The sequence below is a fragment of the Shewanella sp. ENK2 genome, assembly GCF_043568515.1.
GTDB classification, from domain to species: Bacteria; Pseudomonadota; Gammaproteobacteria; order Enterobacterales; family Shewanellaceae; genus Shewanella; species Shewanella japonica.
The window spans coordinates 2004683-2031206 of record NZ_CP171406.1; the positions used below are offsets into that span (position 1 = coordinate 2004683).

Below are 26524 nucleotides of genomic sequence, written 5' to 3' on the forward strand. Positions count from 1 at the left end.
CTCTTAATCAGTTTTATTGTTTCGGACAAATAAAATGAACAAACACTTCGAGCTTATTGATAAACCGACTTTTTTCGGTGCGTTGATATTACTTTTTACTGTGGTTATCCCTTTACTTATTTTCCCAGTTGAAGGGGCACAGTGGGTTGCTATCGCTAAAACATTTATGACAGATAAACTGGGCTTTGCCTATTTAGGTCTAGGTATTGCTGCTTTTTTCTTTATGATTTATATCGTTTTTTCAGATATAGGTCAGATTAAACTAGGGGACCCTGATGAGTCACCTGAGTTTGGATTAGCCTCATGGGCAGCCATGCTGTTTTGTGGTGGTATTGGCGCAAGCATTTTGTATTGGGGCACCATTGAGTGGGCCTATTACTACCAGAACCCACCTTTTCAATTAGCGGCGGGAAGTGAAGAGGCAATTCGCTGGGCTGCGACTTATGGCTTGTTCCATTGGGGACCTATCGCTTGGTGTATTTATATGATCCCAGCTATTCCAATTGCGTATTTTTTCTATGTGCGCAAGCAGCCAGTATTAAAGGTGTCAGCTGCACTAATGCCTGTAATTGGTGAAGCCAATAGCTTTGGTAAGCTTGGTAAAGTGATTGATGTATTGTTTATTTTTGGTTTATTAGGTGGTGCAGCGACAACATTAGGTTTAGCAGCGCCATTAATTAACGAAGGCATTAGTTATTTGTTTGGCATCCCTGCAACAACGGGTAGTCAAATTTGTGTGTTGATGTTGTGTACGACTATTTTTGCCTATTCAGCTTATATGGGCATGGATAAAGGCATCAAAATTCTCAGTAATATCAACTTTTGGGGCGCATTAGGCTTGTTAGTCTTTGTATTGGTTTGTGGCCCAACAATTTTTATGCTGGAAACCGGTCTAGACTCCATTGGCCGAATGCTATCTAACTTTTTTGTTATGGCAACATGGGCTGAACCGTTTGGTGGCCTTGGCACCTTTGAAGATACTCACTTCCCACAAGATTGGACAATTTTTTATTGGGCTTGGTGGCTGGTATTTGCGCCGAGTATGGGCTTGTTTATTGCTCGAATTTCTCGTGGCAGAACCATTAAGCAAATGATCACCGGAGCAGTCTTTTTTGGCTCTTTGGGTTGCTCAATGTACTTCATTATATTGGGTAACTATGGTTTGTCTTTGCAGTTATCTGGGCAACTTGATGTAGTGGCCCTGTTGAATAGCGAAGGGGCAACTAGGGCCATTTTCGCTATTTTAGAACAGTTGCCATTTAGCACCGTGGTCATCGCTGTCTTTACTTTGTTGTGCATCATTTTTACTGCGACAACGTTCGATTCGATTTCCTACATTTTAGCCTCAGTAGTACAAACCAATGTGACCGAAGATCCGATGCGTTGGAACCGATTATTTTGGGCGTTTACATTATCCTTTATGCCTTCTGCTTTGATGTTTATGGGAGGCTTAGCTACCTTGCAAACCGCCGCAATTGTTGGTGGTTTACCGCTCCTTGTTATTGCTGTGATGTTGATGATTTCAGGTGTTAAAGCCGCGTCATTGGATTTAAGCCATCAAGATGACTATGTCGATCCTGTGATTAATATTTCTGATTTACCCGATGTTGATCCTTGGAGCAAAGAAGGCCAAGCCTTAGCACGCTTTGAATTGTTACGTGACAATGCTATTGATGCTGCCAATGTCGAACGAGAAGCCAATGAGGCAATATGGTTGCTGAAAAAGCAGTTACGTCGAGAAGCATTATCACGTGGTGAGTCGAGTGTAGAGTTAGGCAATGCACCCGATGATATTATCGAGCAGCTACAACAATTAACCGCTGATGCGGCAAAAGCCAAAGAGTCTAAACTTGCAGCTTCAACACTGGCGCAAGAAGCCAGAACATCATTTAATGATTTGATGCGCAGCAAAGAAGAACAAGAGTTGCTACTCGAACAAGAGGAAGTGAAGTTAGCGATTCAAGCCAGATTAAACTCATCTAATTAAAGATAAGTAACGACTAATAAGATGGCTAACACAGGATGAGTTAGCCATCTCTTTTTAATTTTGCTGTTTGCGTTGTGCATTGATTAGTAGAAGTCTTACATAGCCAAGCAGCAAGTTACTCTTGGCCGTTCCACAATAATTTGCCTGTATTGGTGAGGTCGTATCCGCCTAACGTGGCAGCTAGTCTGATGGATTCTGGTTGTTGCAGTAAATCTAGCAACTGCTGCAATTGGCGTCTAAAGTAAATGCCCTGTGGCATCACTAAATCAAAGGATTCCGTTAAAATTGGCACAAAGCTTAATCCGCTTTCAAGCGCTACAGATTGGCAACCAAAACCGATATCGGCATTATGTCGTGCGATATAACCTGCTAATTCCCGTTCGCTTTGCGCCACCAAGGTAGAGTTAAGGTATTTGAAGTTAAAACCTTGTTTTAACAACCATTGCTCTAGGTGTTGTTGGCTACCAGAGCCTGCTTGACGAGCGACCCAACGCCATGATTTAAATGAGGTATTGGTGGCAGCGTTTGCTAAGGCTTCGTATTGCTCAAACGTCTCTGAGCGCATCATTAACCCTTGTTTGCGGTTATAGCCATGCACCAACAACCATTGTTTATGATTTGGGTAACTGGTTAATAATTCATGATAACTCAGGCTATCGTCTTCAAGGCTTCCCCAATGCAATGCACAGATATCAGCATACCCTTGAGATAATACATCTAACCCTAAGCCTGAACCTGTTGAACTATAGCTAATGAGTTCAGTGGTACCTACTTGTGACATGGTTTTAGCAACCAACATAGACAGTAGTGGATCGTCGCTGCCCGTGATGTGCATTCGATCAGATAGCATTCCGCTATGACAAGATTCCATCAGCCACCGATCTACCAGTATTTTGGGAAATAGCCATTTCCCCGTGGCTTTTGTGGCTGGCAAAATGCGCTCATTGGCCATTGAGCTGACCGAGTCTTCATCGAGCGACAAGTACTCTGCAACCTGAGTTAAACTCATGTAGGTCAATTCGTTAGCTTGGGTCATGCAATATCCTTAAAGAGCGTATTTCTGTTTAAACAATATGTGTTAAACGTATTTGTCGATTATAAAAAATGTGCGGCCAAATAGCACTGCTTGTATATCAAGAACCGTGAATAGATATCGTGAATAGTGACTTTGTCTATAAAACTGCGGTTTGAGTCACAACGGCTTAGCTTTTTAGGTAAAGCAATTCAGTGAGTTCTGTGGAAATTAGGCACAAAAAAGGCGAGAAATTATTCTCGCCTTTTGATGAGTTGAATCCGTCAAATGATTCAGTGCTTAGCGCATAGTAACAAACTCTTCTGCGCCAGTTGGGTGAATTGCAACAACTGCATCAAAGTCTGCTTTTGTCGCGCCCATTTTCATGGCAACACCAAAGCCTTGGAGGATTTCATCCATACCAAAACCAATGCCGTGAATACCCACAACCACTTCATTTTCACCTGCGCAAATCAGCTTCATTTTACACGCTTGTCGGTGAGCTGTGATAGCGGTGTACATTGAAGTAAAACCAGAGGTATACACTTTAATGTTGTCTTCGCCGAACTGTTCAACTGCTTCTGGTTCAGTTAATCCCATAGTACCAATTGGTGGGTGACTGAATACGACCGTTGGGATCACGCTGTAATCCATTTTAGCGTTCGGCATGTTGCCAAAGAGGCGCTCTGATAATAAGCGACCTGCTTTGACTGCAACAGGTGTTAATTCAACGCCGCCTTCCATGATGTCACCGACACAATAAATACCTTTTGCTGTCGTATTTTGTTGCTCGTCAGTGACCACGTAGCCTTTGTCATTCAGTTTCACATCAGTGTTTTCAAGGCCAATGTTTCCTGTAGAAGGAGAGCGCCCAATAGCCCAAATTAAGCTATCAACAGTGATACTTTCACCATTTTCAAGTTCAAGGGTTAGGCTGTCATCTGCATTTTTAACCACAGCTTTTGGAATGCTGTGCGTGTGCAGGGTTGGGCCATCTGTCGCCATCGCTTCTACAAGCGTGTCGGTCAAAATAGGATCAAAATTACGTAGTGGGGCATGTTTACGTACTAATAAATGCGTTTCGCTACCGAGTGCATGTAATACGCCAGCAAGCTCAACGGCAATGTAGCCTGCACCCACAACAGCAACACGTTTAGGTTGCTCACGTAATGCAAAGAAGCCATCTGAATCAATACCGTATTCAGCGCCAGGAATATTTGGAATAGTTGGCGCACCACCAGTGGCGATAAGGATATGATCAGCCGTGTAATGCTCGCCATTGACTTCAATGGTATTACCGTCAACAAACTTACCGTAACCGTTCAATAGGGTGACATTATTACTGGCAAATCCGCGGCCATATGCCTCATGAATACGGCCAATATAGGCTTCACGGTTATCGACTAACGTATTCCAATTAAAGTTGTTCACTGTAACGTCAAAACCGTAATCTTTGGCGTATAAATGCATGGATTCAGCAACATGAGCGCCATACCACATGACTTTTTTCGGTACACAACCCACGTTGACGCATGTTCCGCCAACATGTTTTGCTTCAATAACCAAAACTTTTGCGCCACGCATTGCCGCGCGATTACCTGAAGCGATACCACCACTACCTGCACCAAGGCAGATATAGTCATAATGTTGAGCCATGTTAACCCTCTCTATTATTGATACTTGAATCAGATTGCTAATACGGCAACCTGACTTTTATTAAGCGTTTATGTGAGTTTGACAATTTTTATTGCAGCCATTGTAGGGGGAATGTCATCACAAGCTAGTTTCTAAGACCGTAAAGTCGGCTAATTTATTGCAGCGAAAAGCTGACACTGTACCTGCAAACGCTCAATCAATGGTGCTTAAACTTGAGAAAGTAACGCATTATTAATTCAAGTACGCTCACTCAGTATGACCAAGTACTAGGTTTATCGGCGATATTGACATTCAGCCTGTTGGCCTTGAGCTGGGCCTGAACCTTGGCAGTCCATACATTGCCACTCATCTTGTCGATGGGATAATTCAGTTTGCAAATAGCTGGCATCTTTATTGTGCTTGAGTTGTGTTGATAATTGTTTGATGCGATTAGCCAACCAGCGGCAGCTCGGATCGTTGGCAACCACCATCTTGGGAGAAACCTTGGCGGCAGAGGTATCGCGCATTGAGATTGGGTTTGATGACACTTGTATGGTGTCCGCTCTATCTAACTGCATTTCATCTGCAGCATATTCAAGCGCACTTTGTGACTGTGGTATGGCGATGGGTTGACCTTGGCTGTCTAGCACGCTGCCAATGGGAAGCGCATTTGTGGGGTTCTGTTGATTGATATTTTTTGATTGACGCAGCTGGGTTAAATCACTTGCTTGCGTTTGAATACTAAACAATAGCAATACAGTGATAATAAAAGGGGCAACCAGTGTATGAATATGATGGGGAAATTGGCGGATAAACCAATAGCATAATAGGCGATATGATCCCTGAGTGTGTTTCATCAGCATTCCTTTGCTTTAGTTAAACGAGTACCACATCATGTGGTACGACTCACTTAGCTTAGAAGGGAATAGGGGGATTTGCCAAACACAGAGATGTTTTAGTCTGAGCTAAGTGTCAGGCAATATAGGTATTACTGATAATTAAAAGCGCCAAGTTAAGTAAATGCCACCAAAGCTTTCGTCTAAACTCCCTGTATAACCTTCTGCTTTCGCCTCTTGTTTAATATCATCCATGGCGATGACATGGCTGAATTGAGCACTAAGAGCAAGGTTATCTGAAATTTCATAATTGGCTTCAATTCCCATTTGGAAATGGTTTGCCCCATTATGCTCTTCAGTTGCATATTGAAAATCAAATCCTTGGGTAATATATGGCGTGACAGTAAATCGCTCACTGAGTTGCCAAGGGCTATGGAGGCTCACTTCAACAAAGTAGCCGCCAGCTTGCGTTGAATAGGTATAAGCAACAGAAGGGACTAACCATTCAACGGCGGTATAAGTCATCTCAGCAAAAAACTCGTTGTCGTTAGCGCGTTCATCGCCGTAAAACTCAAGGCGTTGATAACCTATAATGGTTTCTAGATTGTCATGGAGGTGAAGTTCATACTCAAGCCCCCAATTATATTCAATGTAATGCGTTGAATCGCCTCTGATTACAGCTGCATATGCTGTTAAATCACCTGTAGATACTGCAGCAGCACCAGAATATATGCCACCACTTTCTAGATTGTTGCGCCCTTCCGAGATGTATTTTGAATCCCAACCTAAAGCAACGCCAAAACTAAGGTCTTCGGCATGGGCATGAAACGATGTGGTTAGGTATGTTGATATCATGCTTAGAGTTGTCACTAATAAAGGGGATAATTTAGTTCGCATTTCGACAACCTTTCTCAAAATCATATATTCAATAAAGGAGAATACCTGAAAAACATTTTTTGGAAATGATAACGAGTTAGATTTGCGATCGAGTTGTCAATATCTTCAGTGTAAAGTTTGCGTAAAAAAATCTGGGTGTTTACTCACGTTTTTTAAGCTTATTTTAATATACGTGTTTAGTGTATAGACAATACCAAATCGGTGAGCTCAAAACTGCTATAGACTTGAATTTACAGCTTGTTGCCCTTATTAATGGATAAAGGCCACAATTACCCTATTTCCCCGAGGAATCACCTATGAGCAATACATTGCTAGATAATCCTTTACTCGAGCAGAGCGAGCTTCCGCAGTTTTCGAAAATTAAAGCGGAGCACATTCAACCAGCTGTAGAACATGCTATTGCTCAATGTCGCAGTAAAATTGATGAAGTCTTAGCTGAAAACAGCACATATTCATGGGAAAACTTAATTGAGCCATTAGAAGAAGTGGACGATCAGCTCAGTAAAATTTGGTCGCCTGTATCACACATGAATTCTGTGACCAGCACTGATGAATGGCGTGAAGCTCATGATGCTTGCCTGCCGTTATTATCTGAATACGGTACGTTTGTTGGCCAGCACCAAGGCTTGTATCAAGCCTACAAATCCATTCAAGAGTCGGCGGCGTTTGATACGCTGTCTACGGCACAAAAAACATTATTAACTCAAAGCCTTCGTGACTTTGAGTTGTCGGGCATTGGACTCGATGAACAGCAAAAAATCCGATATGGCGAAATTGTAAAACGCCTTTCTGAACTGACTAGCAGTTTTTCTAATCAGTTATTAGATGCCACGCAAGCGTGGACTAAATTGATTACTGATGAAACTGAGCTAGCAGGCTTACCAGACTCTGCGATTGCAGCAGCCAAGGCGATGGCTGAAGCGCAAGAAAAACAAGGTTGGTTATTTACGCTAGATTTCCCATCTTACTTACCCGTGATGACCTACAGTGAAAACCGTGAGCTGCGTGAAGAGTGCTACCGTGCATTTGTCACTCGAGCGTCAGATCAAGGCCCGAATGCGGGCGAGTTTGATAACAGTGCCAACATGGACGAAATCCTAGCACTGCGTCATGAGCTTGCTAACCTACTGGGTTTTGATAGCTATGCTGATAAATCATTAGCAACTAAGATGGCGAATGATCCTAGCCAAGTATTATCGTTTTTAAATGAATTAGCCTTGCGTTCAAAAGAGCAAGGTAAAGCCGAGCTAGCAGAGCTTAAAGCCTTTGCTAAAGCTGAGTTTGGCGTGACAGAGATGGCGTCGTGGGATTTGAGTTTTTATGCTGAAAAGCTACAACAGCATAAGTATGAAGTGTCACAAGAGTTATTACGTCCATACTTCCCAGAAGACAAGGTCTTATCAGGTTTGTTCTACACTGTGTCACGCTTATTTGGTTTAACCATTGAAGAGCAACATGGTTTTGATAAGTGGCATGATGATGTGCGTTTCTTCCATATTTACGATGCGGATAACGTGCATCGTGGTAGCTTCTACTTAGATTTATATGCACGCAGTGGTAAACGAGGTGGGGCATGGATGGATGATTGCCGTGGCCGCCGTGTAACAAGCAATGGTCTGCAAAAGCCAGTTGCCTACTTAACCTGTAACTTCAATGGTCCAGTTGATGGCAAACCAGCGCTCTTTACTCATGATGAAGTGACAACCCTATTCCATGAGTTTGGTCATGGTATTCACCACATGTTGACTAAAATTGAAGTCGGTGGTGTTGCTGGGATTAACGGTGTGCCTTGGGATGCCGTAGAGTTACCTAGTCAATTTATGGAAAACTGGTGCTGGCAAGAAGAGGCATTAGCTGAGATCTCGGGGCATTTTGAAACGGGTGAGCCTTTGCCTAAAGCCTTATTAGACAAGATGCTAGCGGCTAAGAATTTCCAGTCAGGCATGATGATGCTTCGTCAGTTAGAATTTTCGTTGTTTGATTTTAGAATGCATCATGAGTTTGATGCTGAGAAAGGCGCTGATATTCAAGGTATCTTAGATGAAGTTCGTAGCCAAGTTGCTGTGAATGTACCGCCTGCTTTTAACCGTTTTCAACATGGTTTTGCACACATTTTTGCTGGTGGCTATGCAGCTGGTTACTACAGCTATAAATGGGCAGAAGTGTTATCAGCAGATGCATTTTCTCGTTTCGAAGATGAAGGGATCTTTAACCCAGAAACAGGCAAAAGCTTCCTTAACAACATCCTTGAAATGGGGGGCAGTGAAGAACCTATGACCTTATTTGTGCGCTTTATGGGGCGTGAGCCAAATACTGATGCGCTATTACGTCATTCAGGCATTAATGCGTAATCTTGTGAGAAATAAACAAGCACACTGTTATAAGTGATTGTTTAGGAACCGCAAAAATTAAATGATAAAAGGCACCTCAAGGGTGCCTTTTTTGTCTTTATGCTACTTAGGTCAATTAATTTTGCTAATGAACTTATTAATTCAGTAAAGTTACATTACTATGTTATCGATAGCATAATTTGAACGGACTCGTACTTTGACAGAGCAAGCATCTCCAGAAGAGCCAGTATTCTTCACCTTAACTCCGGGCAGAACCGTAGATTTACAAATTGATTTCCCAGTCAAATTCAGAATTAAAGCCACTTTGGTAGGCTATGAATTGGGTAAATATATCATTTTAAAACATCCTGCTCCGCAGCAAATGAACAATTATAAAGATGTGTTCGTTGAAGGTAATGGTGTGGTTGTTCGTTACTTGCTAGAAGGTCAGCAAGGCGAATGTTATGCATTTAAATCGATTATTCGCAATATCACTAAAATTCCAGAAAAGTTTATTTTTCTGTCGTACCCTAAGCAGATAGAAAACCGTCAGTTACGCACCCATCAACGTTATACCACCCATTTGCCAGCAATGATTCAAGCCAAAGGTGAAAACGACACCGCTCATGGTTCTCAGTTAAGAGGTATTATTTCTGATATTTCTATAAAAGGTTGCGGTTTCGTCTTTAAAGCTGACAACCCTAAAGTGAAAGTGAGCCAAAAAGACATCACAGTCACCATTCGTAATACCAATAACGAAGATATTTATATTTCTGCCAAGGTGTGCAATAGCCGGTTTGAGCATGGCAAAGTGAATGTTGGTATTCAGTTTGAAAATGATGATGAGCAAGTCAAAACATTACTGACTCAGCTATATATTGATTTGTAATGCAGGGGTGAACTCAGATTCAGATTATAAAAAAGCGACTGATAACAGTCGCTTTTTTGTCGATATACTATTGATATAAACTTACGCTAGTTTCAACTCATATTGCTGACGATACATCACCATATCTTCAATCGTCAGTACTGGCATATTATGCTTAAGGCCGAAGGCGACTATTTCAGGGGCTTTTGCCATAGTGCCATCTTCGTTAGTGACTTCGCATAGTACGCCAGCTGGTTGTAGCCCTGCCATTTGCATTAAATCTACCGTACCTTCAGTGTGACCGCGACGTGACATAACGCCGCCAGCACGTGCACGAAGTGGGAACACATGTCCTGGGCGAGCCAAATCAGATGCTTTAGCGTCAACTGCCGTGGCAGTTTTAACTGTTGTCACGCGGTCTTGAGCTGAAACGCCCGTGGTCACGCCTTCTTTAGCTTCAATGGATACGGTAAAAGCCGTTTGATTAGCGCTATTGTTATCCGCCACCATTGGCGGCAGTTCTAGCTTGTTGGCTTGCTCATCTGTTAAACATAAACACACAATGCCGCTGCATTCACGGATCATTAATGCCATTTGTTGACTGGTGAGGTGCTCTGCTGAATAAATAATATCGCCTTCATTTTCGCGATCTTCATCATCTAGCAATAATACGCCGTTACCTTCTCGTAAAGCAGATAAGGCTTTTTCGACACGTTCGATAGGATCGCCAAATGGCGAAAGTAGTGATAGCTGATTCATGGTTAACTCCTAAAAAATACCAGAATCAGGGCTTTAAAGAGGGTTTTTACGCCAACCGAAATACACCAGCAAGCACAATGCTCACTGGCGTATTTCTATTCTCTCTCATCCGGACTATAACCGTCGGCTCTGGAATCGTAGACATTACATCTACATCACCAAATCTGCTGACCTCGACGAATCGAGCGCTCGCGGGCTTAGTTAAGTTTACATTAGGGTAAGTTAACATCACCGCCGGTGGGGAATTTCGCCCCGCCCTGAGAATTAAAATAACCTGCTTAACACCCTATGTGCTAAACAGCGCCGTCATGGTAAGCCAAAAGTTTGGATTTAAAAAGTGATAAGGCACTCAGAGTTCATAAATATTTCTATCATTAAGGTGGCTGAACTTTGGCGGAGACATTTTCGTATAAGTTGTTCTATTTAATGATTTGTTAATTTAGTGAGTGGACTTGATAGCTGGTATGACCTCTGTTAGCCTGATGCGTTCATAAGGAGTAAGCAGTATATGAATTTATATTTTCGTCTCATTTGGTTGATGTTGTGGCGTAATCGCCAAGCTAAAAAAATTGGTTTTTTAGATACCAGCCGTATTAGTTACCGTGCATTGCCGCTAGATTGCGACATCAATATGCATTTAACCAACTCTCGTTATCCTGCGTTTATGGATCTTGCTCGTACTCATATGATTGCAGAAATGGGCCTAATGCAGAAATTTCTGAAGCTGAAATGGCTGCCTATTGTGAATGCATCAGAGTTTACTTTTTTCCGTGATATCAAACCGATGGAAAAATTTGAAATCGAAACTCGCATTGTTGGGTGGGATGAGAAATATTTTTATATTGAACAACGCTTTGTTACCGCAAGAGGCTTACATTGCATCATGCATGTACGTGGCGTGTTTATTTGTAAGGGTAAACAAGTTCCGATTACTGATTTAGTTGCTGCAGCGGGCTATGAAGGGCCGACACCCGCTATGCCTCCGGAGCTGGTTAAGTGGAAAGAATTTTTACAAGTTAAGAAAGACCAAAACCTTGCTCCTAAATTGAGTTTAGCTTCGTAAACGTTATTATATCTAAAGATAATAATGTATTGAGTAGGTAACCTAAGTGGCCACATTAGAGAAGTTTAGCGATATTTTTGACCGCGCAGCCGAACGTAAAGGTGGTGCTAAAGCGCTAGGCTTATTAATGCCGCAAACATTAGATGCTGATGAGATTGGGCAATTTACCGATGCCCAATTGTTATCTGCAATGAGCAAGCAAGTGTTTCAAAGTGGCTTTGTTTGGCGAGTGGTTGAGAATAAATGGCCTGTTTATGAAGAAGCCTTCTTTAACTTTGAGCCTTTTAAAGTGTTAATGTTGTCTCCTGATCAAATTCAAGAGCGTGCCACAGATGCCACGCTTATCCGTCATCAAAAGAAAACCCAATCCATTGTTGATAATGCTTATATGGTGCAACAATTGGCAGCAGAGCATGGCAGCTTTGCAGAGTTTATTGCTAACTGGCCAGAAGATGACATTACTGGGCTTTGGCAAGTGCTGAAGAAAAAAGGCAGTCGCTTAGGGGGAATACTGGGCCTTATTTTTTGCGCACGGTTGGTAAAGATACCTTTTTATTGACCAATGATGTGCAATCTTATTTAAAAGCCAACAAGGTCGTTGATGCAGGATTTACCTCTCAAACTGCGCTAAGACAGGCGCAAGCTGCGTTTAACCATTGGCAACAAGAGTCTGGCTTAAGCCAAGCTCAAATCAGCCGTATCATTTCATTAGGTGTGGGTGACAATCGCGTCTAACTACGGGCTAAGTTGATGCGTTTTGATAGCGACACAAAAACATCTTGGCGACTTCATTGGCTATTTCTTGTTGCTCATCATGGTTAAGTCTGTCAGCAAATTGCATGACTTGAGGCCAAAAACAACTTCCTTTAATCAAGCTATGTATTTGCTGTAGCGCCAATTCCTCATTAGTGACTGAAATCTTTTTGTCGGCCATGGCTGCTCTTATCCAGCGCATTGTGGCGCTTTCTTGCTTTTTAACACGTTGAAACTCTTGGTTCATGGACTCTGGTGTATAGAAAAAATGCCCAATAGCCATACGTGTCAGCTCTATGTATTCATGGCTACTGATAAAATTGATTTCTTTAAATACCACTTCCGATAACTGCTCAAGCAAAGGTGTATTGCTTTGGTATTCTGCAACATTATGTTTGAAAGAGCGGTCCCATAGATCAGCCATTAAGTTCATAACAATCGCTTCTTTCGTGGCAAAGTGATTGTAAACCGTGCGCTTAGACACGCCGGCAACTTCGGCCAGCTTGTCCATACTGGTTGCTGCAACACCAAATTCAGTGAAGGTCACTTTGGCTGCGTTGATGATGGCAGCACGTTTTTTTGGCTCAAAGTCATTTTTTCAGTCGGCATGGTTTTTACTCGTAATGTAAATCTCGAGACATTCTACACTGGGTAGTTTACTTTTCAATCATATTTTAATAAACTGCACCGTGCAGTTTACTTTTGGGTTTTAAGATGAAATATTTTTTGATTTTGGTGGGGGTATTGGTGATGGCTTTTTCAATTAAATCATTTTTTGCAGCTGATAAAACTGACGCTGTTAAATTTGAAAATACCGATATTCAATACCAATCAGGCTTCAGTGATATTTGGAATATCGCTAAAAGCTACATGACCACCAAACGTTTACACCCTGCTCCTGTGGTTGAGGTACCTGTACAACCAATAACGGCAACGAGTTTAAGCTTTAGTAATGAAGATCAGCTCTTTCGTCTAGGTCATTCAACGATACTTATTCGTCTTGATGGTGACTATATCCTGTTAGACCCTGTATTCAGTCAGCGTGCTTCGCCAGTACAGTGGGCTGGGCCTAAGCGTTTTCATCAATCGCCGATCAGTATTGAGCAATTACCGCCAATCAAAGCGGTTATCATTAGTCATGATCATTATGATCACCTTGATAAATCAGCCATTACTGAACTAAGCGATAAAGTGGAGCATTTTGTCACGCCCGAAAAGGTGGGCGATTATTTAATTGAATGGGGTGTTGAGCCGAGTAAAGTCAGTCAGCTTTCTTGGTGGCAAGAGCTCACTATTGGAGAGCTAACCTTAGCGGCAACACCTGCACAGCATTTTTCAGGTCGTGGATTACGTGATCGTGATACAACGTTGTGGGCAAGTTGGGTTATTAAAGGTACTAACAGCAATCTATTTTTCAGTGGTGATGGCGGATATTTTTCAGGTTTTAAAGAAATTGGAGAACGTTATGGGCCTTTTGATATCACGATGATTGAAACTGGCGCCTATAATGAAATGTGGAGTCAGATCCACATGATGCCTGAACAAAGCCTGCAGGCGCATATTGATTTAAATGGTTCTGAATTTGAAAGCAGTGTGTTGATGCCAATTCATAATGGCACCTTTGACTTGGCGCTACATGATTGGTTTGAACCTTTAGAGTGGATTAGCGACTTAGGCGAACAGGCCAATGTGTCAGTGATTACTCCCGTTTTCGGAGAGCCGGTTAATGTCGCCTCACCGCAAAAAACACAGGCTTGGTGGCGTGAGATGCTATCGAATGATGAATGGATTTTACAATCTCAATAATTTTTTGCTAAGAGATAGAAAAATATCTGGTTTCACCTACAATAAACCAAATAAAATACTATTTCATATGCATTTTTTTTAACGTTATGTTGTATATTGGAGTTTTTTAACTCATTCAGTTGTAACGTTATAGTAACATTTAAGGCTGTTTAATTTTTGTTAGCACAGCCTTGTTAACAAGCTTGAAACAAAGCCGCAAAACTTATTATTTGTTTACAATTTATAATATTTTAAGTGGTTGTTGAGTTCACATGGGTATGCGATAACAGTGCCCATAAAGTTTAGTCAATTTAAACGTTAGGATTATCGCTATTTAGCAATCGTTACGTAATGAAGCGTAAGGTTACTGATGATGTCATTAGGAGTAAGAACAGTCATGCATAAAGCACTGAAAATAGCCTCAGTTATCACTGCGGCTTTATGGATTACAGCATGTGGTCAAGCCCAAAAGGCTCAGGCCCCGCAAGAAGCACCACCCGTTCCAGTTGGCGTGTTGAGTGTGACTGAGCAATCTCAAGCTATTCATGTTGAGTTACCTGGTCGTAGTCGTGCATTTTTGGAAGCTGAAGTGCGTCCACAAGTCTCTGGCATTATCACGAACCGTGGTTTTGTTGAAGGTAAGGACGTTGAAGCTGGCCAATCACTATATCAAATCGATTCAGCAACATATAAAGCGGCGCTGATTAGCGCAGAAGCTGATTTAGCAAGTGCAAATGCGTCTTTAGCGTCGGCTAAAGCGACAGCTGATCGTTATGCTGCATTGGTACAAACCAATGCGATTAGTAAACAAGATTTTGATGAAGCAGATGCGGCTTATAAAGAAGCGATTGCCAATGTAACGGTAGCTAAAGCGGCAATTAACACAGCAAACATTAACCTTGAATACACTGAAGTTAAAGCACCAATTTCAGGTCGTATTGGTAAATCAAGTGTAACTCCAGGCGCTTTGGTAACAGCTAACCAGTCTGACACCTTAGCTAAAATTCAGCAGCTTGATCCAATCAATGTTGATATTGCTCAATCAAGCGCGCAATTACTGCGTTTAAAGGCCAAGTTGAAAGCTGGCAAGCTACAGCAAAGCGAGAATGCTGAAGTGAAGTTGATTCTTGAAGATGGGTCGACTTATGAGCAAACAGGTACATTGCAATTCGCCGAAGTGAGTGTGGATGAAGCAACAGGTTCTGTGACACTACGAGCTGAGTTCCCGAATCCAGATGGCGTGTTATTACCTGGTATGTATGTACGTGCAATTCTTAATGCAGGGCAAGATCCAAAAGCGATTTTAGTTCCTCAAAAAGCGCTGACACGAAACACCAAAGGCCAAGCTGTTGCTATGGTAGTTGGTGCAGAAAACAAAGTAGAGACACGCATTGTGACTACTGCTGAAGTCATAAACCACCAATGGCGTGTGACTGACGGATTACAAGCGGGTGATAAACTGATTGTTGATGGCTTGCAAAAAATCCGTCCTGGCGCAGTCGTGACACCACAAGTTTTATCTGCCACTCCAGCAACTAAATAGGGTAACGTTATGGCTCGTTTCTTTATCGATCGCCCTATTTTTGCTTGGGTGATCTCAATCTTAATTATGTTGGCAGGGGTCTTAGCGATTAAAGACCTACCTGTCGCACAGTACCCGACGATTGCGCCGCCAACCGTTGAGATTACTGCGTTTTACCCTGGTGCTTCAGCAAAAACCATGGAAGACACGGTAACTCAGGTTATTGAGCAGCGTATGACAGGTATTGACCACTTACGCTATATTTCGTCTAGCAGTGATAGCTTTGGTAATGCGACTATTACCTTAACTTTCAATGCTGAAGCCGATCCAGATATTGCTCAGGTTCAGGTACAAAACAAGTTGCAAGCAGCAATGACTTTGTTACCACAAGAAGTACAGTCGCAAGGGGTTAACGTTGTTAAGTCTAGTGCTGGCTTCTTAATGGTTGCAGCGTTCGTATCTGAAGATGACTCGCTACAAAAGACCGATATTGCCGATTATGTTGCTGCTAACATTCAAGACCCGTTAAGTCGTGTTGCTGGTGTTGGTGAAATTCAGCTTTTCGGTGCGCAATATGCGATGCGAATCTGGCTTGACCCGTTAAAACTAACGCAATACAACTTAACTAGTATTGATGTTATGGCGGCAATTCAAGAGCAGAATGCGCAAATTTCTGCTGGTCAATTAGGTGGTGCGCCATCCATTGCAGGTCAAGAATTGAATGCGACAGTGACGGCGCAAAGTCGTTTGCAAACGCCTGAACAATTCCGTGAGATTATCCTTAAGTCTGATTCTTCAGGTGCTAACGTTTATTTGAATGATGTGGCTCGTGTTGAGCTAGGCTCTGAAAGTTATTCGGTTGAGTCTTTCTTCAATGGTAAACCTGCTGCAGGTATTGGTATTCAATTAGCAACAGGTGCAAACGCACTTGAAACTGCTGATAACGTACGTGAAAAACTCGCTGAATTACAAGCTTACTTCCCTGATAGCTTAGAAATTTACTATCCATATGACACGACTCCGTTCGTTGAGAAGTCAATTGAAGGTGTGGTTCATACGCTAGTTGAAGCGGTTATCTTAGTGTTCTTGATTATGTATCTGTTCCTACAGAACTTCAGAGCAACATTGATTCCGACAATTGCTGTACCTGTGGTGCTGCTGGGTACTTTTGCTATTTTATCGGCCACAGGCTTCTCGATTAACACCTTAACCATGTTTGCGATGGTACTGGCGATTGGTCTACTGGTGGATGACGCCATTGTTGTGGTGGAAAACGTTGAGCGGGTGATGTCCGAAGAGGGATTAAGCCCGCTTGAAGCGACTCGTAAGTCGATGGATCAAATTACCGGCGCCTTGATTGGTATTGGTTTAACCCTATCTGCTGTATTCGTTCCAATGGCATTTATGTCAGGTTCTACGGGTGTGATTTATCGTCAGTTCTCAATCACGATTGTGTCTGCAATGGCGCTATCTGTATTGATTGCGATGATTTTAACCCCAGCATTATGTGCGACCATGCTTAAGCCTATTCCAAAAGGCCATACTCACATTAAAACGGGTTTCTTTGGTTGGTTTAACCGAAGCTTTGACAAGCTAACATCGCGTTATGAAGCGAGTGTTGCTGCTATCTTGAAGCGCACGGTTCGTATGATGGGGGTTTATCTTGTATTGGTGATTGCTACTGGCTGGATTTTCATGCGCATGCCAACGGCATTCTTACCAGATGAAGACCAAGGTATCTTATTTACTCAAACTATTTTGCCGACTAACTCAACACAAGAAAGCACCATTAAAGTGCTGGAAGAAGTGAGTGACTATTACCTTAATGAAGAAGGTGACACTGTTAAATCTGTATTCAGTGTTGCGGGCTTCAGTTTCGCAGGTTCTGGTCAGAATATGGGTATTTCATTCGTTGGTCTAGAAGATTGGGCTGACCGTACTGAACCAGGCCAAGATGTTCAATCATTGTCAAATCGTGCAATGGGTCGCTTCATGCAAATTAAAGAAGCCTTCATATTTGCATTTGTACCGCCAGCGGTAATTGAGCTAGGTACCTCGAATGGTTTCGATATGTACCTGCAAGATCGTAGTGGTATGGGCCATGAAGCCTTGATTGATGCTCGTAATCAGTTATTAGGTATGGCTGCACAAAACCCTAACCTAGTTGGTGTTCGTCCTAATGGACAAGAAGATGCACCAATGTACGAGATCCATGTTGACCAAGCTAAAATTCGTGCTTTAGGTGTTGATATTGATAACGTCAACAGCGTACTGGCTACCGCTTATGGTGGGTCATATGTGAATGACTTTATTGACCGTGGTCGTGTGAAGAAAGTATATGTTCAGGGTGAAGCTGAATACCGTATGCAACCAAGCGACTTAGACACGTGGTATGTACGAAATGCTGAAGGTGAAATGGTACCATTCTCTGCCTTTACAACAGGTACATGGGAATTTGGTTCACCACAGCTACAACGCTTTAATGGCTTACCTGCAATCAATATCCAAGGTGCGACAATGCCTGGCTATAGTACAGGTGATGCAATGCTAGATTTCGAAGAAATGGTGAAGCAATTACCACCAGGATTCGGTATCGAATGGAACGGTTTATCATACGAAGAAAGATTATCAGGTAACCAAGCGCCAGCGCTCTATGCCTTATCTATCTTAGTTGTATTCTTAGTACTTGCAGCGCTATATGAAAGTTGGTCTGTACCATTTGCGGTTATTCTAGTCGTACCGTTAGGTGTGATTGGTGCACTGCTTGCGATGAATGGCCGTGGTTTACCTAATGACGTATTCTTCCAAGTAGGCTTATTGACGACGGTGGGGCTTGCGACCAAGAATGCGATCTTAATTGTAGAATTCGCTAAAGAATTCTACGAAAAAGGTGCTGGCTTGATTGAAGCAACACTGCATGCGGTGCGTGTACGTTTACGTCCAATCCTAATGACTTCGTTAGCGTTTGGTTTAGGTGTTGTGCCACTTGCTATCAGTACCGGCGTAGGTTCAGGTAGTAAGAATGCACTGGGTACAGGTGTACTTGGTGGCATGATGAGCTCAACCTTTATTGGTATCTTCTTAATTCCACTATTCTTCGTTGTGGTAGAGAAAATATTCAGTAAGAAAGAGCGCAAAGGTTACAAGCCGCCAGAAGCGGAAGCACAAACTGAAACATCAGATAAGAGTTAATAAACCCTCTTAACTGGTTCATACTAAAAGCCTGCATCAAGCAGGCTTTTTTATGTCCGAACATAAAATATAGCGATACATTGAGCCGCATTGATCTTTAGCATGGGCTATAAACGTAGTTATCAACAGCGAGTCGTTAATTGATAGAAGTGGCCAATACGAGCAATTGATGCAAGTCGTCATTTTTATGAGGGTTAACTGAATAGACATCGGCATATAGGGACAGTAAAGATATGACAAACACACAGCCTGTTAAGTTAATGGTCTTTAGTTTTATGCTGATAGCTGCAATAACAGTATCGAATCAAGTTAACGCCGCGCCGTCGTTAACACACATGGTACAAAACGAACTGGGTGAGCAAGTCAGTTTGAATGAGTTTGAAGGTAAAGTTGTTTATGTGGATTTTTGGTCTTCATGGTGCGGACCTTGCCGTAAGTCGTTTCCGTGGATGAATCAAATGCATGCTAAATATCAACAGCAAGGGTTAGCTGTAGTGGCAATTAATTTAGATGTTGAATTGTCGTTAGCACAGCAGTTTTTACAAGACTTTCCTGCTGAGTTTACCGTTCGTTACGATCCAGATAGTGAGGTCGCAAGGCTATTTGCACTTAAAGGTATGCCAAGCAGTTTTATCTTCAATCGCCAAGGTGAGTTAGTGCAGCAGCATACAGGGTTTAACTTGGATAAACTCGAGCAATATGAACAAGAATTGGTTGAGCTTTTACAACCTAAATAGCTTATAAAGCGATGAGCGAACATAAAAAAACCAGTAACACGAAATATGCTACTGGTTTTTATTTATTAGCTTAACCTATGTCATTACGGCGTGTAGTAAGTCGCTGCACCTGGGCCTACCGGGAAGCCAAGTACGAACACCCAAAGGAAGAAGAACAAGGTCCAACCGATAAAGAACACGATTGAGTATGGCAACATGGTTGCGATGAGTGTGCCGATACCTAAATCCTTCTTATAACGACTCGCTACTGCAAGGATAAGCCCGAAGTAACTCATCATTGGGGTAATCAAGTTCGTGACTGAGTCGCCGATTCGGTATGCCGCTTGAATGGTTTCTGGTGCGTAACCTACCAACATCAGCATAGGAACAAAAATCGGCGCTGTCACAGCCCATTGGGCAGAAGCACTACCTAGCATTAAGTTAATCACGCCACACAGCATAATAAATAACACAAACACTAAAGGCCCTGTTAAGCCGATACTGCTTAGTGCATCCGCGCCTGTCACGGCAAGCACAGCGCCTAAGTTCGTCCACTTAAAGAAAGCAACAAACTGCGAGGCGAAGAACACAAGAACAATATACATGCCCATGGTGCTCATACTGTGTGACATTGCATTAATCACGTCAGTATCTTTCTTCATTGTGCCGACGACTTTACCGTACACCAAGCCTGGTATTGCAAAACCAATAAAGATGAAAGCGACAATCCCTTTTAAGAAAGGCGAACCAGCAACTAAGCCAGTTTCAGGGTTACGTAAAGCCCCCCAGTCAGGCAAGATAGTGAGCGCTAATAATGCTGAGAAAACCAATACAGAAAGTCCCGCCATTTTTAACGCATATTTTTCAGTTTGAGTGACTTTATCCATCTGCTGTTCAGATAGATCATCTGCAGCCTCAGAGACATCGTATTTGCCTAACTTAGGCTCAACGATTTTTTCAGTCACGATGGCGCCTAGCCCAGTGATTAAGAAGGTCGATACAAACATGAAGTACCAGTTCACTTCAGGGCCGACGATATAGTCAGGATCAATCATTTGCGCAGCAGCTTCAGTAATCCCTGATAGTAAAGGATCAACCGTGCCTAATAATAAGTTAGCGCTGTAACCGCCTGATACCCCAGCAAAGGCTGCTGCTAAACCAGCTAAAGGGTGACGCCCAAGCGAGTGAAATATCATGGCTGCCATTGGAATTAGTACCACATATCCCAACTCTGAGGCCGTGTTAGATACGATACCGGCAAACACAATGGTTAAGGTGACAAGGCGTTTTGATGCCCCCATGACCAATAAACGCATTGCTGCAGAAAAGTAGACCTGAACGTTCGGCAATCCCCACACCCAGTAGTGCGACTAACACTGTGCCTAATGGAGTAAATCCGGTGAAGTTGGTTACCAAGTTTGAGACGATCATTCTCAAACCTTCAGCATTCATTAGGCTGACAACGTGAATGAGTCCGTCTTCACTTCGGCCTGAACTGTCTATTGGCCTAGGGTCTGCAACGGTGAGTTCGAAGTAACCTGCTATGCCACTGAGTGCGATCACCGCTAAACAGAACATGGCAAATAAGGTGATTGGATGCGGTAATAAATTACCTAAACGTTCAACAATATTAAGAAATTTTACGAAAGCCCCACTTGAAGCGAGATCTTGTGGCGTGTTGCTTGGTGGCGCCCCGTTGTTAGGCGGCGTGGTATTTGATGGAGTAACGGACATGATCTTCCCTTTAGCTTGGCTTATTTATTATGAGTTTGAGATTTTGCCAACTTACAGACTAGCTGATAAATTTTAAATTAAGCTTAAATTAACGATGAAACAGTTGATAAATAATACTTAACAACAGTTATTCAATCAACGCAACGTAATGACAACTCATTTTAATTGAAATTGGTATTTAAACCATGATTTTTTTGTAAGAGGGTATAAAAAACACCCACTGCTGTTTTTGGTTAGCTTTATGTTTTTAAATAATAAAAAAACAAACGATATTTTTTGTTCATGATTTTATTGCTTAATCAGTATTTCGTCGTAGCTATTTGTAAAGCATTCATTTTGTAAGGTTTTAACCCTTATTTTTGTCAGGTTTTAGCCAAGGTTGTGAAAAAATGACTAATAAAAAAACACCTTCATTGTATTACTAAGATGAACTTTGTACTGAAATATGGCTATTATGGGGAAGTGATAGCAGTAAGCCTTACGCTTTAGTGGGGCGATTCGATATTAAAAAGTGGCAAGAAATTCACTGCTTAAACAAACTAAAATAATGTGTTTTATTAGATAATTATAAGAAAATGAATAAAATTGTGTGTGTAATTTACAAGGCTGTTGTGACATATGCCATTGCTGCGTTGTGTGGTAGTGCACTGGCAGATCCTAACAGTGCCTATCTTCCAGAATCTAAGGCTGTGATAAAAGCCAAAGTGTCAATGCAAGCTAACGATGCCAATGATGAAGTCATTACATTAAAACCGCAAAAAACGCTTTCGCCTTCAGTTGTGGATAACACAGATATTGTTGCTGATATCCAAGATCAAGCTATCGTCAAAACCAAAACCAAAACCAAAACCAAAACCAAAACCAAAGCACAAAAACAATTACAACCATCCCTAGCTCAACATAAGCCGACTCGGGTGTCAGTGCCTCAAGTTGCATTAAGCAATCAAGATAAACCTAAGTCACGACAAGTTTTGTTAGCGCCCATTGTGGTGCTGCCAGCAGAAGATGATAATCAAGATGTTGAAAGCCGCTTATACTTAAAACCTAAAAAGCAGCAAGTGCTCCATCCGGCAGTTGTGGCACTGCCTGATGAATCACCTAAACCTATGCTAGTGCTGCAACCTAAAGTTATCACCCAACCAGCGGTGGTCGTTGCTCCATCTTCGTCCAGTAAATCCGTGAGCAAGCCTAAGTGGGTTAAGCCATCAAAAACCGCTTCTTTTTCCGATCAAAGCCTCAATACCGGTAATAAACCCAAACGTAAAATCTACCAATATGAGCTGGGTGGGATTACGACTTTCTCAAATATTGTGCCTGACTCAGCGGACTTTGAAGTCTTACTTTACGACTGTTTTGCTTGCCAAGTGAACTCACAAGTTGATTGGCATCGTATTCCCTTATTCGCTTCTAAACACAGCGACTTTGTCAGCGATGCTGCCGAGCAGTTTGACTTGGATCCTGCTTTGATACGGGCAGTGATCCATGCGGAATCTGCATTTAATGCCAAAGCGCGCTCAAAAGTGGGGGCGATAGGGTTAATGCAATTGATGCCAGCAACGGCAAAAGAGTTAGGTGTCAGTGATGCCTATGATATTAAACAAAATATTTGGGGAGGCAGTCAGTATTTAGCGTATTTACTTAAACGCTTCGATAACGATATTGATTTAGCCTGTGCTGCCTATAATGCTGGACCGACAACAGTGACGAAATACCAAGGAATACCGCCTTATCCTGAAACCCAAGCCTATGTAGAGCGAGTCAAAATACTCTTAAAACGTTACCGCACTGCACTGCAAAGTTAGAGGAAACTATGAAAAAAACATTACAATTAACCCCTATGGCCGCTGCATTGTCTGGGCTCATATCATTATTCAGTTTAGGCGCGAGCGCTACGCCAGCGCCTTCGCAAGAAGACTTACGTTTATATGATATTGCTGAGGCGCCGCAGGCAAGCAGATTGCATAACGATGTCGCTAAGCTAGTCAGCTTCGGTACTCGACATACTTTATCTGAAACCGAATCTGATACTCGTGGGATTGGTGCTGCAAGGCGTTGGATTAAATCTGAGTTTGAGCGAATTTCTGCAGACTGTGGCGGTTGTCTTGAAGTCGTTATGGTAGGGGAAACCGTATCTGGAAAACGGATTCCCGAACCGACCGAAGTGGTCAATGTATTTGCTATTCAACGTGGCAAAACTGACCCTAATCGAGTCGTCATGATGAGTGGCGATATTGATTCGAGGGTAACCGATCCGATGAACTCTACCTCAGACTCTCCTGGGGCAAATGATAATGCTTCAGGCGTTGCTGGTGCACTAGAAGCAGCTCGAGTGTTATCAAAGTATCAGTTTAACGGCACCATTGTTTATGCAGCACTGTCTGGTGAAGAGCAAGGTCTATATGGCGGTGATGTGTTAATCAATTATGCCAATAAGCATGACTGGCAAATTCAGGCTGTTTTGAATAACGACATGATTGGTAATATTGCTGGTATTAACGGGGTGATAAACAATTCAACGGTAAGGGTTTTTTCGGAAGGCGTCAGAATTGCTGAAACGAAAGAAGAAGCCAAAGAGCGTTATTTCAGCGGCGGAGAGAATGATTCTGCGTCGCGCAATTTAGCTCGAAATATTAAAGCCCTAGTTGATCAATACATGACAAATTTAGATGTTATGTTGGTATACCGTCTTGACCGCTTTGGTCGCGGTGGACACCATTTACCGTTTAATAAAGCAGGCTTACCCGCTGTACGTGTAATGGAAACTAACGAACATTATGATCGCCAACATCAAGATTTACGCACCGAAAATGGCATTGAATACGGTGATGTGATTGAAGGTGTCGACTTTGATTTTAATGCCAAACTGACCGGATTGAATGCCATTAGTCTAGCCTCTATGGCATGGGCGCCAGCGCCGCCAACAAAGGTGAGTATTAAGGGGCAAGTCTCGGCGAATACGACCCTAAGCTGGGCAAGTGCGGATGATGATACCATTGCGGGATACCGTGTTTTTTGGCGCCTTACCACAGAGCCTGAATGGACTCATAGTCGCTATGTGGGAGACGTTAATGAATTTTTTTAAAAAACATGGTCATAGATAACTACCTATACGGTGTTGCAGCTGTGGGTAAAAATGGTAATAGCAGTCCAGTCGTGTTTCCGGGGGCTGCAGGTGCCTATTTTGATTAGTGTGACATGAGCTTGTTAATGTAAATGGAGAGATAGATGCGGAAAAGGATGCTGTTTATATGTCTACTAATGCCAATGATGATGACAGGATGTTCGTCTCGTTCTGCGTCAAATGCTGGTTGTGACTTTGTCACTGGAGCATACGGGAATGCTAAAGACAGAGAGGAGAGGGAATCGCGATCTCACCGTGTGTCTTCTAGTGATAACAATAAACAAGATGCGGCAGTCGGCCTTTTTAGTGCCATGTTTGGTGCACTGAGCCGCGCATTGAATAATGATGAATCCAGTTGTATTTAGTGCAGGTATTTAGCTTTTGTAAGTCGCTCTTTATATAGCCGCTTTTTATATAGCAGCATAGTTTAACTGGCTCGAAGTATTAAAACCCATGTACTCTCTTTTATCACAAAGAGCGACATGGGCTTTTTTCACTAAATGAATTGACCTAAATGATTGTTTGCAGGCTCTGTTAATCTAGATTGTTTTAGTGCCCTATTCTGGTACTTCTAGCTTAACCACGGTCTTACCGCCGCTTTGCCCTAAGCATCGCTCTAAGTAATCCAAGGTTTCTTTTGCTGCAATATCTAACTGCCAAGGCGGATTAATAATCCATAATCCAGCTGCAGTCATACCAAAAGCATCGCTGTCAGGGGTAATGGATTGCTCAATTCGCAATTGATTTTTAATGCCACTATCAGCCAATATTTTTAACATGGTCTCTGTTTGCGCTCTATCCACAACAGGATACCAAAGCATGTAAACCCCAGTGGCAAAACGTTTGTGAGCCTTAATGATTGCATTGGCGACATCTTGATAGTCTGTTTTGATTTCATAACTTGGATCAATTAGCGCAACACCACGACGTTCAAGTGGCGGTACAGCCGCAATTAAGCCTTTAAGACCATCACCTTTTACAACTCGAATATGGCGGTCATTGGCAAATTGTTCATCAAGGGAAGCGAAGTCAGTACCGTGTAGCTCATGTAATACCATGCGGTCTTTTTCGCGCATATTCATGTCAACAAATGCTGGTGAGCCAGGGTAAAAAGCCAGTTCTTCTTCACCTTGATTAAAATGTTTTACATCATCAACATATTGCTGCAAAGGCTCAGGTAAGTCGTCTTTGCCCCACAGTTTGGCGACACCGTCTAAATACTCGCCCGTTTTTTTGAAAACTCGTCGGTAAGTGCATAGCCGCCAGCACCCGCATGGCTATCAATGTAAGCCATAGGCTTATGTTTTTTGTGCATAAGTTTAAGTACTTGCAGCAACATTGTGTGCTTGAGTACATCAGCATAATTGCCAGCATGGTAACCGTGACGGTAACTTAACATGAGAATGTCCGAATATGAGTAAGCAGTAAAACTGCAAGATGGACACATTATAGGGGCTAAGTCATAGCAGGTATAGGTATTCACTGTTGCAGGCTTTTGGCATAATAGGCTTGAGTCTCATAAATACTGGAAATACTTTTGCACATACCAATGTTTTTTAATCAGCAATATCCGTCACTGGTCGATATTAGTGAACGTTGGGGATTGGAGTGGGATAAAGCCGCGCTATTTGAACTGCGCTTTGAACACAACACCTTAAGTTTGCATAAACGTGATGAGCCAAAGCTAGATGGTATTAGTGTAGATTTTGTTTCTGGTGCCGTCGCACACCGTCGTAAATTTGGTGGTGGCCGTGGGCAAACGATTGCTAAAGCTGTGGGTTTAAAGCAAGGGATTAGTCCCACAGTGGTCGATGGTACGGCGGGCTTAGGTCGTGATGCATTTGTATTGGCAAGCTTAGGCTGTAAAGTCATCATGGTTGAGCGTCATCCTGTGGTGGCTGCTTTACTTGAAGATGGCCTGCGCCGCGCTTATGAAGACGCTGAAATCGGTGATTGGATGTGCGAGCGTATGAGTTTATTCCATGGTTCAAGTATCGAAGCTTTGACCGATGCTGCTGAGCAATCAGGCGATGAAATTGATGTAGTTTATCTTGATCCTATGTACCCGCACCGTGAAAAATCCGCATTAGTGAAAAAAGAAATGCGCGTGTTTCAAACGCTTGTTGGTGCAGATTTAGATGCCGATGGATTATTAAAACCTGCCCAAGCATTAGCGACAAAGCGTGTGGTGGTTAAACGCCCTGATTATGCAGAAGATTTAGATGGGGTAAAACCTAGCATGGTATTAGCGCAGAAGAAAAACCGTTTTGATGTTTATGTAAAAGCGGCAATGAAGTAAGCATGTCTTTATTAA

17 protein-coding genes, 4 pseudogenes and 1 riboswitch are annotated in these 26524 nt (G+C 42.5%); of the genes and pseudogenes, 13 read left to right on the plus strand and 8 right to left on the minus strand.

Annotation, left to right across the window (positions count from 1 at the left end):
• The first annotated feature begins 34 nt into the window (after positions 1–34).
• A complete protein-coding gene (locus ACGEDC_RS08925; protein WP_394497740.1) occupies positions 35–1987 on the plus strand; it encodes a BCCT family transporter in 1953 nt (650 codons plus the stop codon).
• Positions 1988–2102: 115 nt separating this feature from the next.
• On the opposite strand, the gene ACGEDC_RS08930 is transcribed toward ACGEDC_RS08925, so the two are convergent.
• The 4 genes from ACGEDC_RS08930 to ACGEDC_RS08945 all read right to left on the minus strand — a co-directional run bounded on the left by ACGEDC_RS08930 (position 2103) and on the right by ACGEDC_RS08945 (position 6367).
• Entirely contained in the window at positions 2103–3023 is a 921-nt protein-coding gene (locus ACGEDC_RS08930; RefSeq protein ID WP_065110277.1) for a helix-turn-helix transcriptional regulator, read from the minus strand.
• A 276-nt stretch (positions 3024–3299) separates the two neighbouring features.
• Entirely contained in the window at positions 3300–4655 is a 1356-nt protein-coding gene (gene gorA / locus ACGEDC_RS08935; protein ID WP_055025864.1) for a glutathione-disulfide reductase, read from the minus strand.
• A 272-nt stretch (positions 4656–4927) separates the two neighbouring features.
• A complete protein-coding gene (locus ACGEDC_RS08940) occupies positions 4928–5491 on the minus strand; it encodes a hypothetical protein (protein ID WP_394497743.1) in 564 nt (187 codons plus the stop codon).
• Positions 5492–5632: 141 nt separating this feature from the next.
• Positions 5633–6367, minus strand: coding sequence for a hypothetical protein (locus ACGEDC_RS08945; RefSeq protein WP_394497745.1), 735 nt, complete (start codon positions 6365–6367; stop codon positions 5633–5635).
• A 296-nt stretch (positions 6368–6663) separates the two neighbouring features.
• Between ACGEDC_RS08945 and prlC the strand changes: the two genes are divergently transcribed.
• Together prlC and ACGEDC_RS08955 are read left to right on the plus strand one after the other, a co-directional pair.
• Positions 6664–8718, plus strand: a complete 2055-nt coding sequence (gene prlC / locus ACGEDC_RS08950) for an oligopeptidase A (protein WP_080914547.1) — start codon at positions 6664–6666, stop codon at positions 8716–8718.
• A 196-nt stretch (positions 8719–8914) separates the two neighbouring features.
• On the plus strand, positions 8915–9586 hold the full coding sequence (locus tag ACGEDC_RS08955; protein WP_082972452.1) for a flagellar brake protein: 672 nt from the start codon (positions 8915–8917) through the stop codon (positions 9584–9586).
• Positions 9587–9667: 81 nt separating this feature from the next.
• Here the strand turns inward: ACGEDC_RS08955 and ribB are convergent, their stop codons facing one another.
• Entirely contained in the window at positions 9668–10324 is a 657-nt protein-coding gene (gene ribB / locus ACGEDC_RS08960; protein WP_080914548.1) for a 3,4-dihydroxy-2-butanone-4-phosphate synthase, read from the minus strand.
• A gap of 93 nt (positions 10325–10417) precedes the next feature.
• Positions 10418–10593: riboswitch (FMN riboswitch) on the minus strand.
• A gap of 239 nt (positions 10594–10832) precedes the next feature.
• Between ribB and ACGEDC_RS08965 the strand changes: the two genes are divergently transcribed.
• Together ACGEDC_RS08965 and ACGEDC_RS08970 are read left to right on the plus strand one after the other, a co-directional pair.
• A complete protein-coding gene (locus ACGEDC_RS08965) occupies positions 10833–11387 on the plus strand; it encodes a thioesterase family protein (RefSeq protein ID WP_055026398.1) in 555 nt (184 codons plus the stop codon).
• Positions 11388–11433: 46 nt separating this feature from the next.
• A pseudogene (locus tag ACGEDC_RS08970) lies at positions 11434–12122 on the plus strand (DNA-3-methyladenine glycosylase I).
• 7 nt (positions 12123–12129) lie between these two features.
• Here ACGEDC_RS08970 and ACGEDC_RS08975 read toward each other — a convergent pair.
• Complete coding sequence (locus ACGEDC_RS08975; protein WP_394497749.1) at positions 12130–12687, minus strand: TetR/AcrR family transcriptional regulator; 558 nt, start codon at positions 12685–12687, stop codon at positions 12130–12132.
• A 167-nt stretch (positions 12688–12854) separates the two neighbouring features.
• Between ACGEDC_RS08975 and ACGEDC_RS08980 the strand changes: the two genes are divergently transcribed.
• From ACGEDC_RS08980 to ACGEDC_RS08995, 4 genes are all read left to right on the plus strand, one after another.
• Positions 12855–13946 carry an MBL fold metallo-hydrolase gene (locus tag ACGEDC_RS08980; protein ID WP_394497751.1) on the plus strand — a complete coding sequence of 364 codons (1092 nt, stop codon included), beginning with the start codon at positions 12855–12857 and terminating at the stop codon, positions 13944–13946.
• A 376-nt stretch (positions 13947–14322) separates the two neighbouring features.
• Entirely contained in the window at positions 14323–15468 is a 1146-nt protein-coding gene (locus ACGEDC_RS08985; protein ID WP_055026394.1) for an efflux RND transporter periplasmic adaptor subunit, read from the plus strand.
• Between the two features lie 9 nt (positions 15469–15477).
• Positions 15478–18639: an efflux RND transporter permease subunit gene (locus ACGEDC_RS08990; protein WP_394497753.1), complete on the plus strand. Its 3162-nt coding sequence runs from the start codon at positions 15478–15480 to the stop codon at positions 18637–18639.
• Between the two features lie 275 nt (positions 18640–18914).
• Entirely contained in the window at positions 18915–19376 is a 462-nt protein-coding gene (locus ACGEDC_RS08995) for a TlpA disulfide reductase family protein (RefSeq protein ID WP_192023106.1), read from the plus strand.
• An 83-nt stretch (positions 19377–19459) separates the two neighbouring features.
• On the opposite strand, the pseudogene ACGEDC_RS09000 reads toward ACGEDC_RS08995, so the two are convergent.
• Positions 19460–21089 (minus strand): annotated as a pseudogene (locus ACGEDC_RS09000) (AbgT family transporter).
• 587 nt (positions 21090–21676) lie between these two features.
• On the opposite strand from ACGEDC_RS09000, the gene ACGEDC_RS09005 reads away from it, so the two are divergent.
• From ACGEDC_RS09005 to ACGEDC_RS09015, 3 genes and pseudogenes are all read left to right on the plus strand, one after another.
• The gene (locus ACGEDC_RS09005) at positions 21677–22891 is read left to right on the plus strand and encodes a lytic transglycosylase domain-containing protein (RefSeq protein ID WP_394497755.1); all 1215 of its coding nucleotides are present in this window, start codon (positions 21677–21679) and stop codon (positions 22889–22891) included.
• 8 nt (positions 22892–22899) lie between these two features.
• A pseudogene (locus ACGEDC_RS09010) lies at positions 22900–24278 on the plus strand (M28 family peptidase).
• Between the two features lie 36 nt (positions 24279–24314).
• Positions 24315–24575 carry a hypothetical protein gene (locus ACGEDC_RS09015; RefSeq protein ID WP_394497757.1) on the plus strand — a complete coding sequence of 87 codons (261 nt, stop codon included), beginning with the start codon at positions 24315–24317 and terminating at the stop codon, positions 24573–24575.
• Positions 24576–24767: 192 nt separating this feature from the next.
• On the opposite strand, the pseudogene ACGEDC_RS09020 reads toward ACGEDC_RS09015, so the two are convergent.
• Positions 24768–25609 (minus strand): annotated as a pseudogene (locus tag ACGEDC_RS09020) (23S rRNA (adenine(2030)-N(6))-methyltransferase RlmJ).
• Positions 25610–25759: 150 nt separating this feature from the next.
• Here ACGEDC_RS09020 and ACGEDC_RS09025 point away from each other — a divergent pair.
• The gene (locus ACGEDC_RS09025) at positions 25760–26509 is read left to right on the plus strand and encodes a class I SAM-dependent methyltransferase (RefSeq protein WP_394497759.1); all 750 of its coding nucleotides are present in this window, start codon (positions 25760–25762) and stop codon (positions 26507–26509) included.
• The last annotated feature ends 15 nt before the right edge of the window (positions 26510–26524 follow it).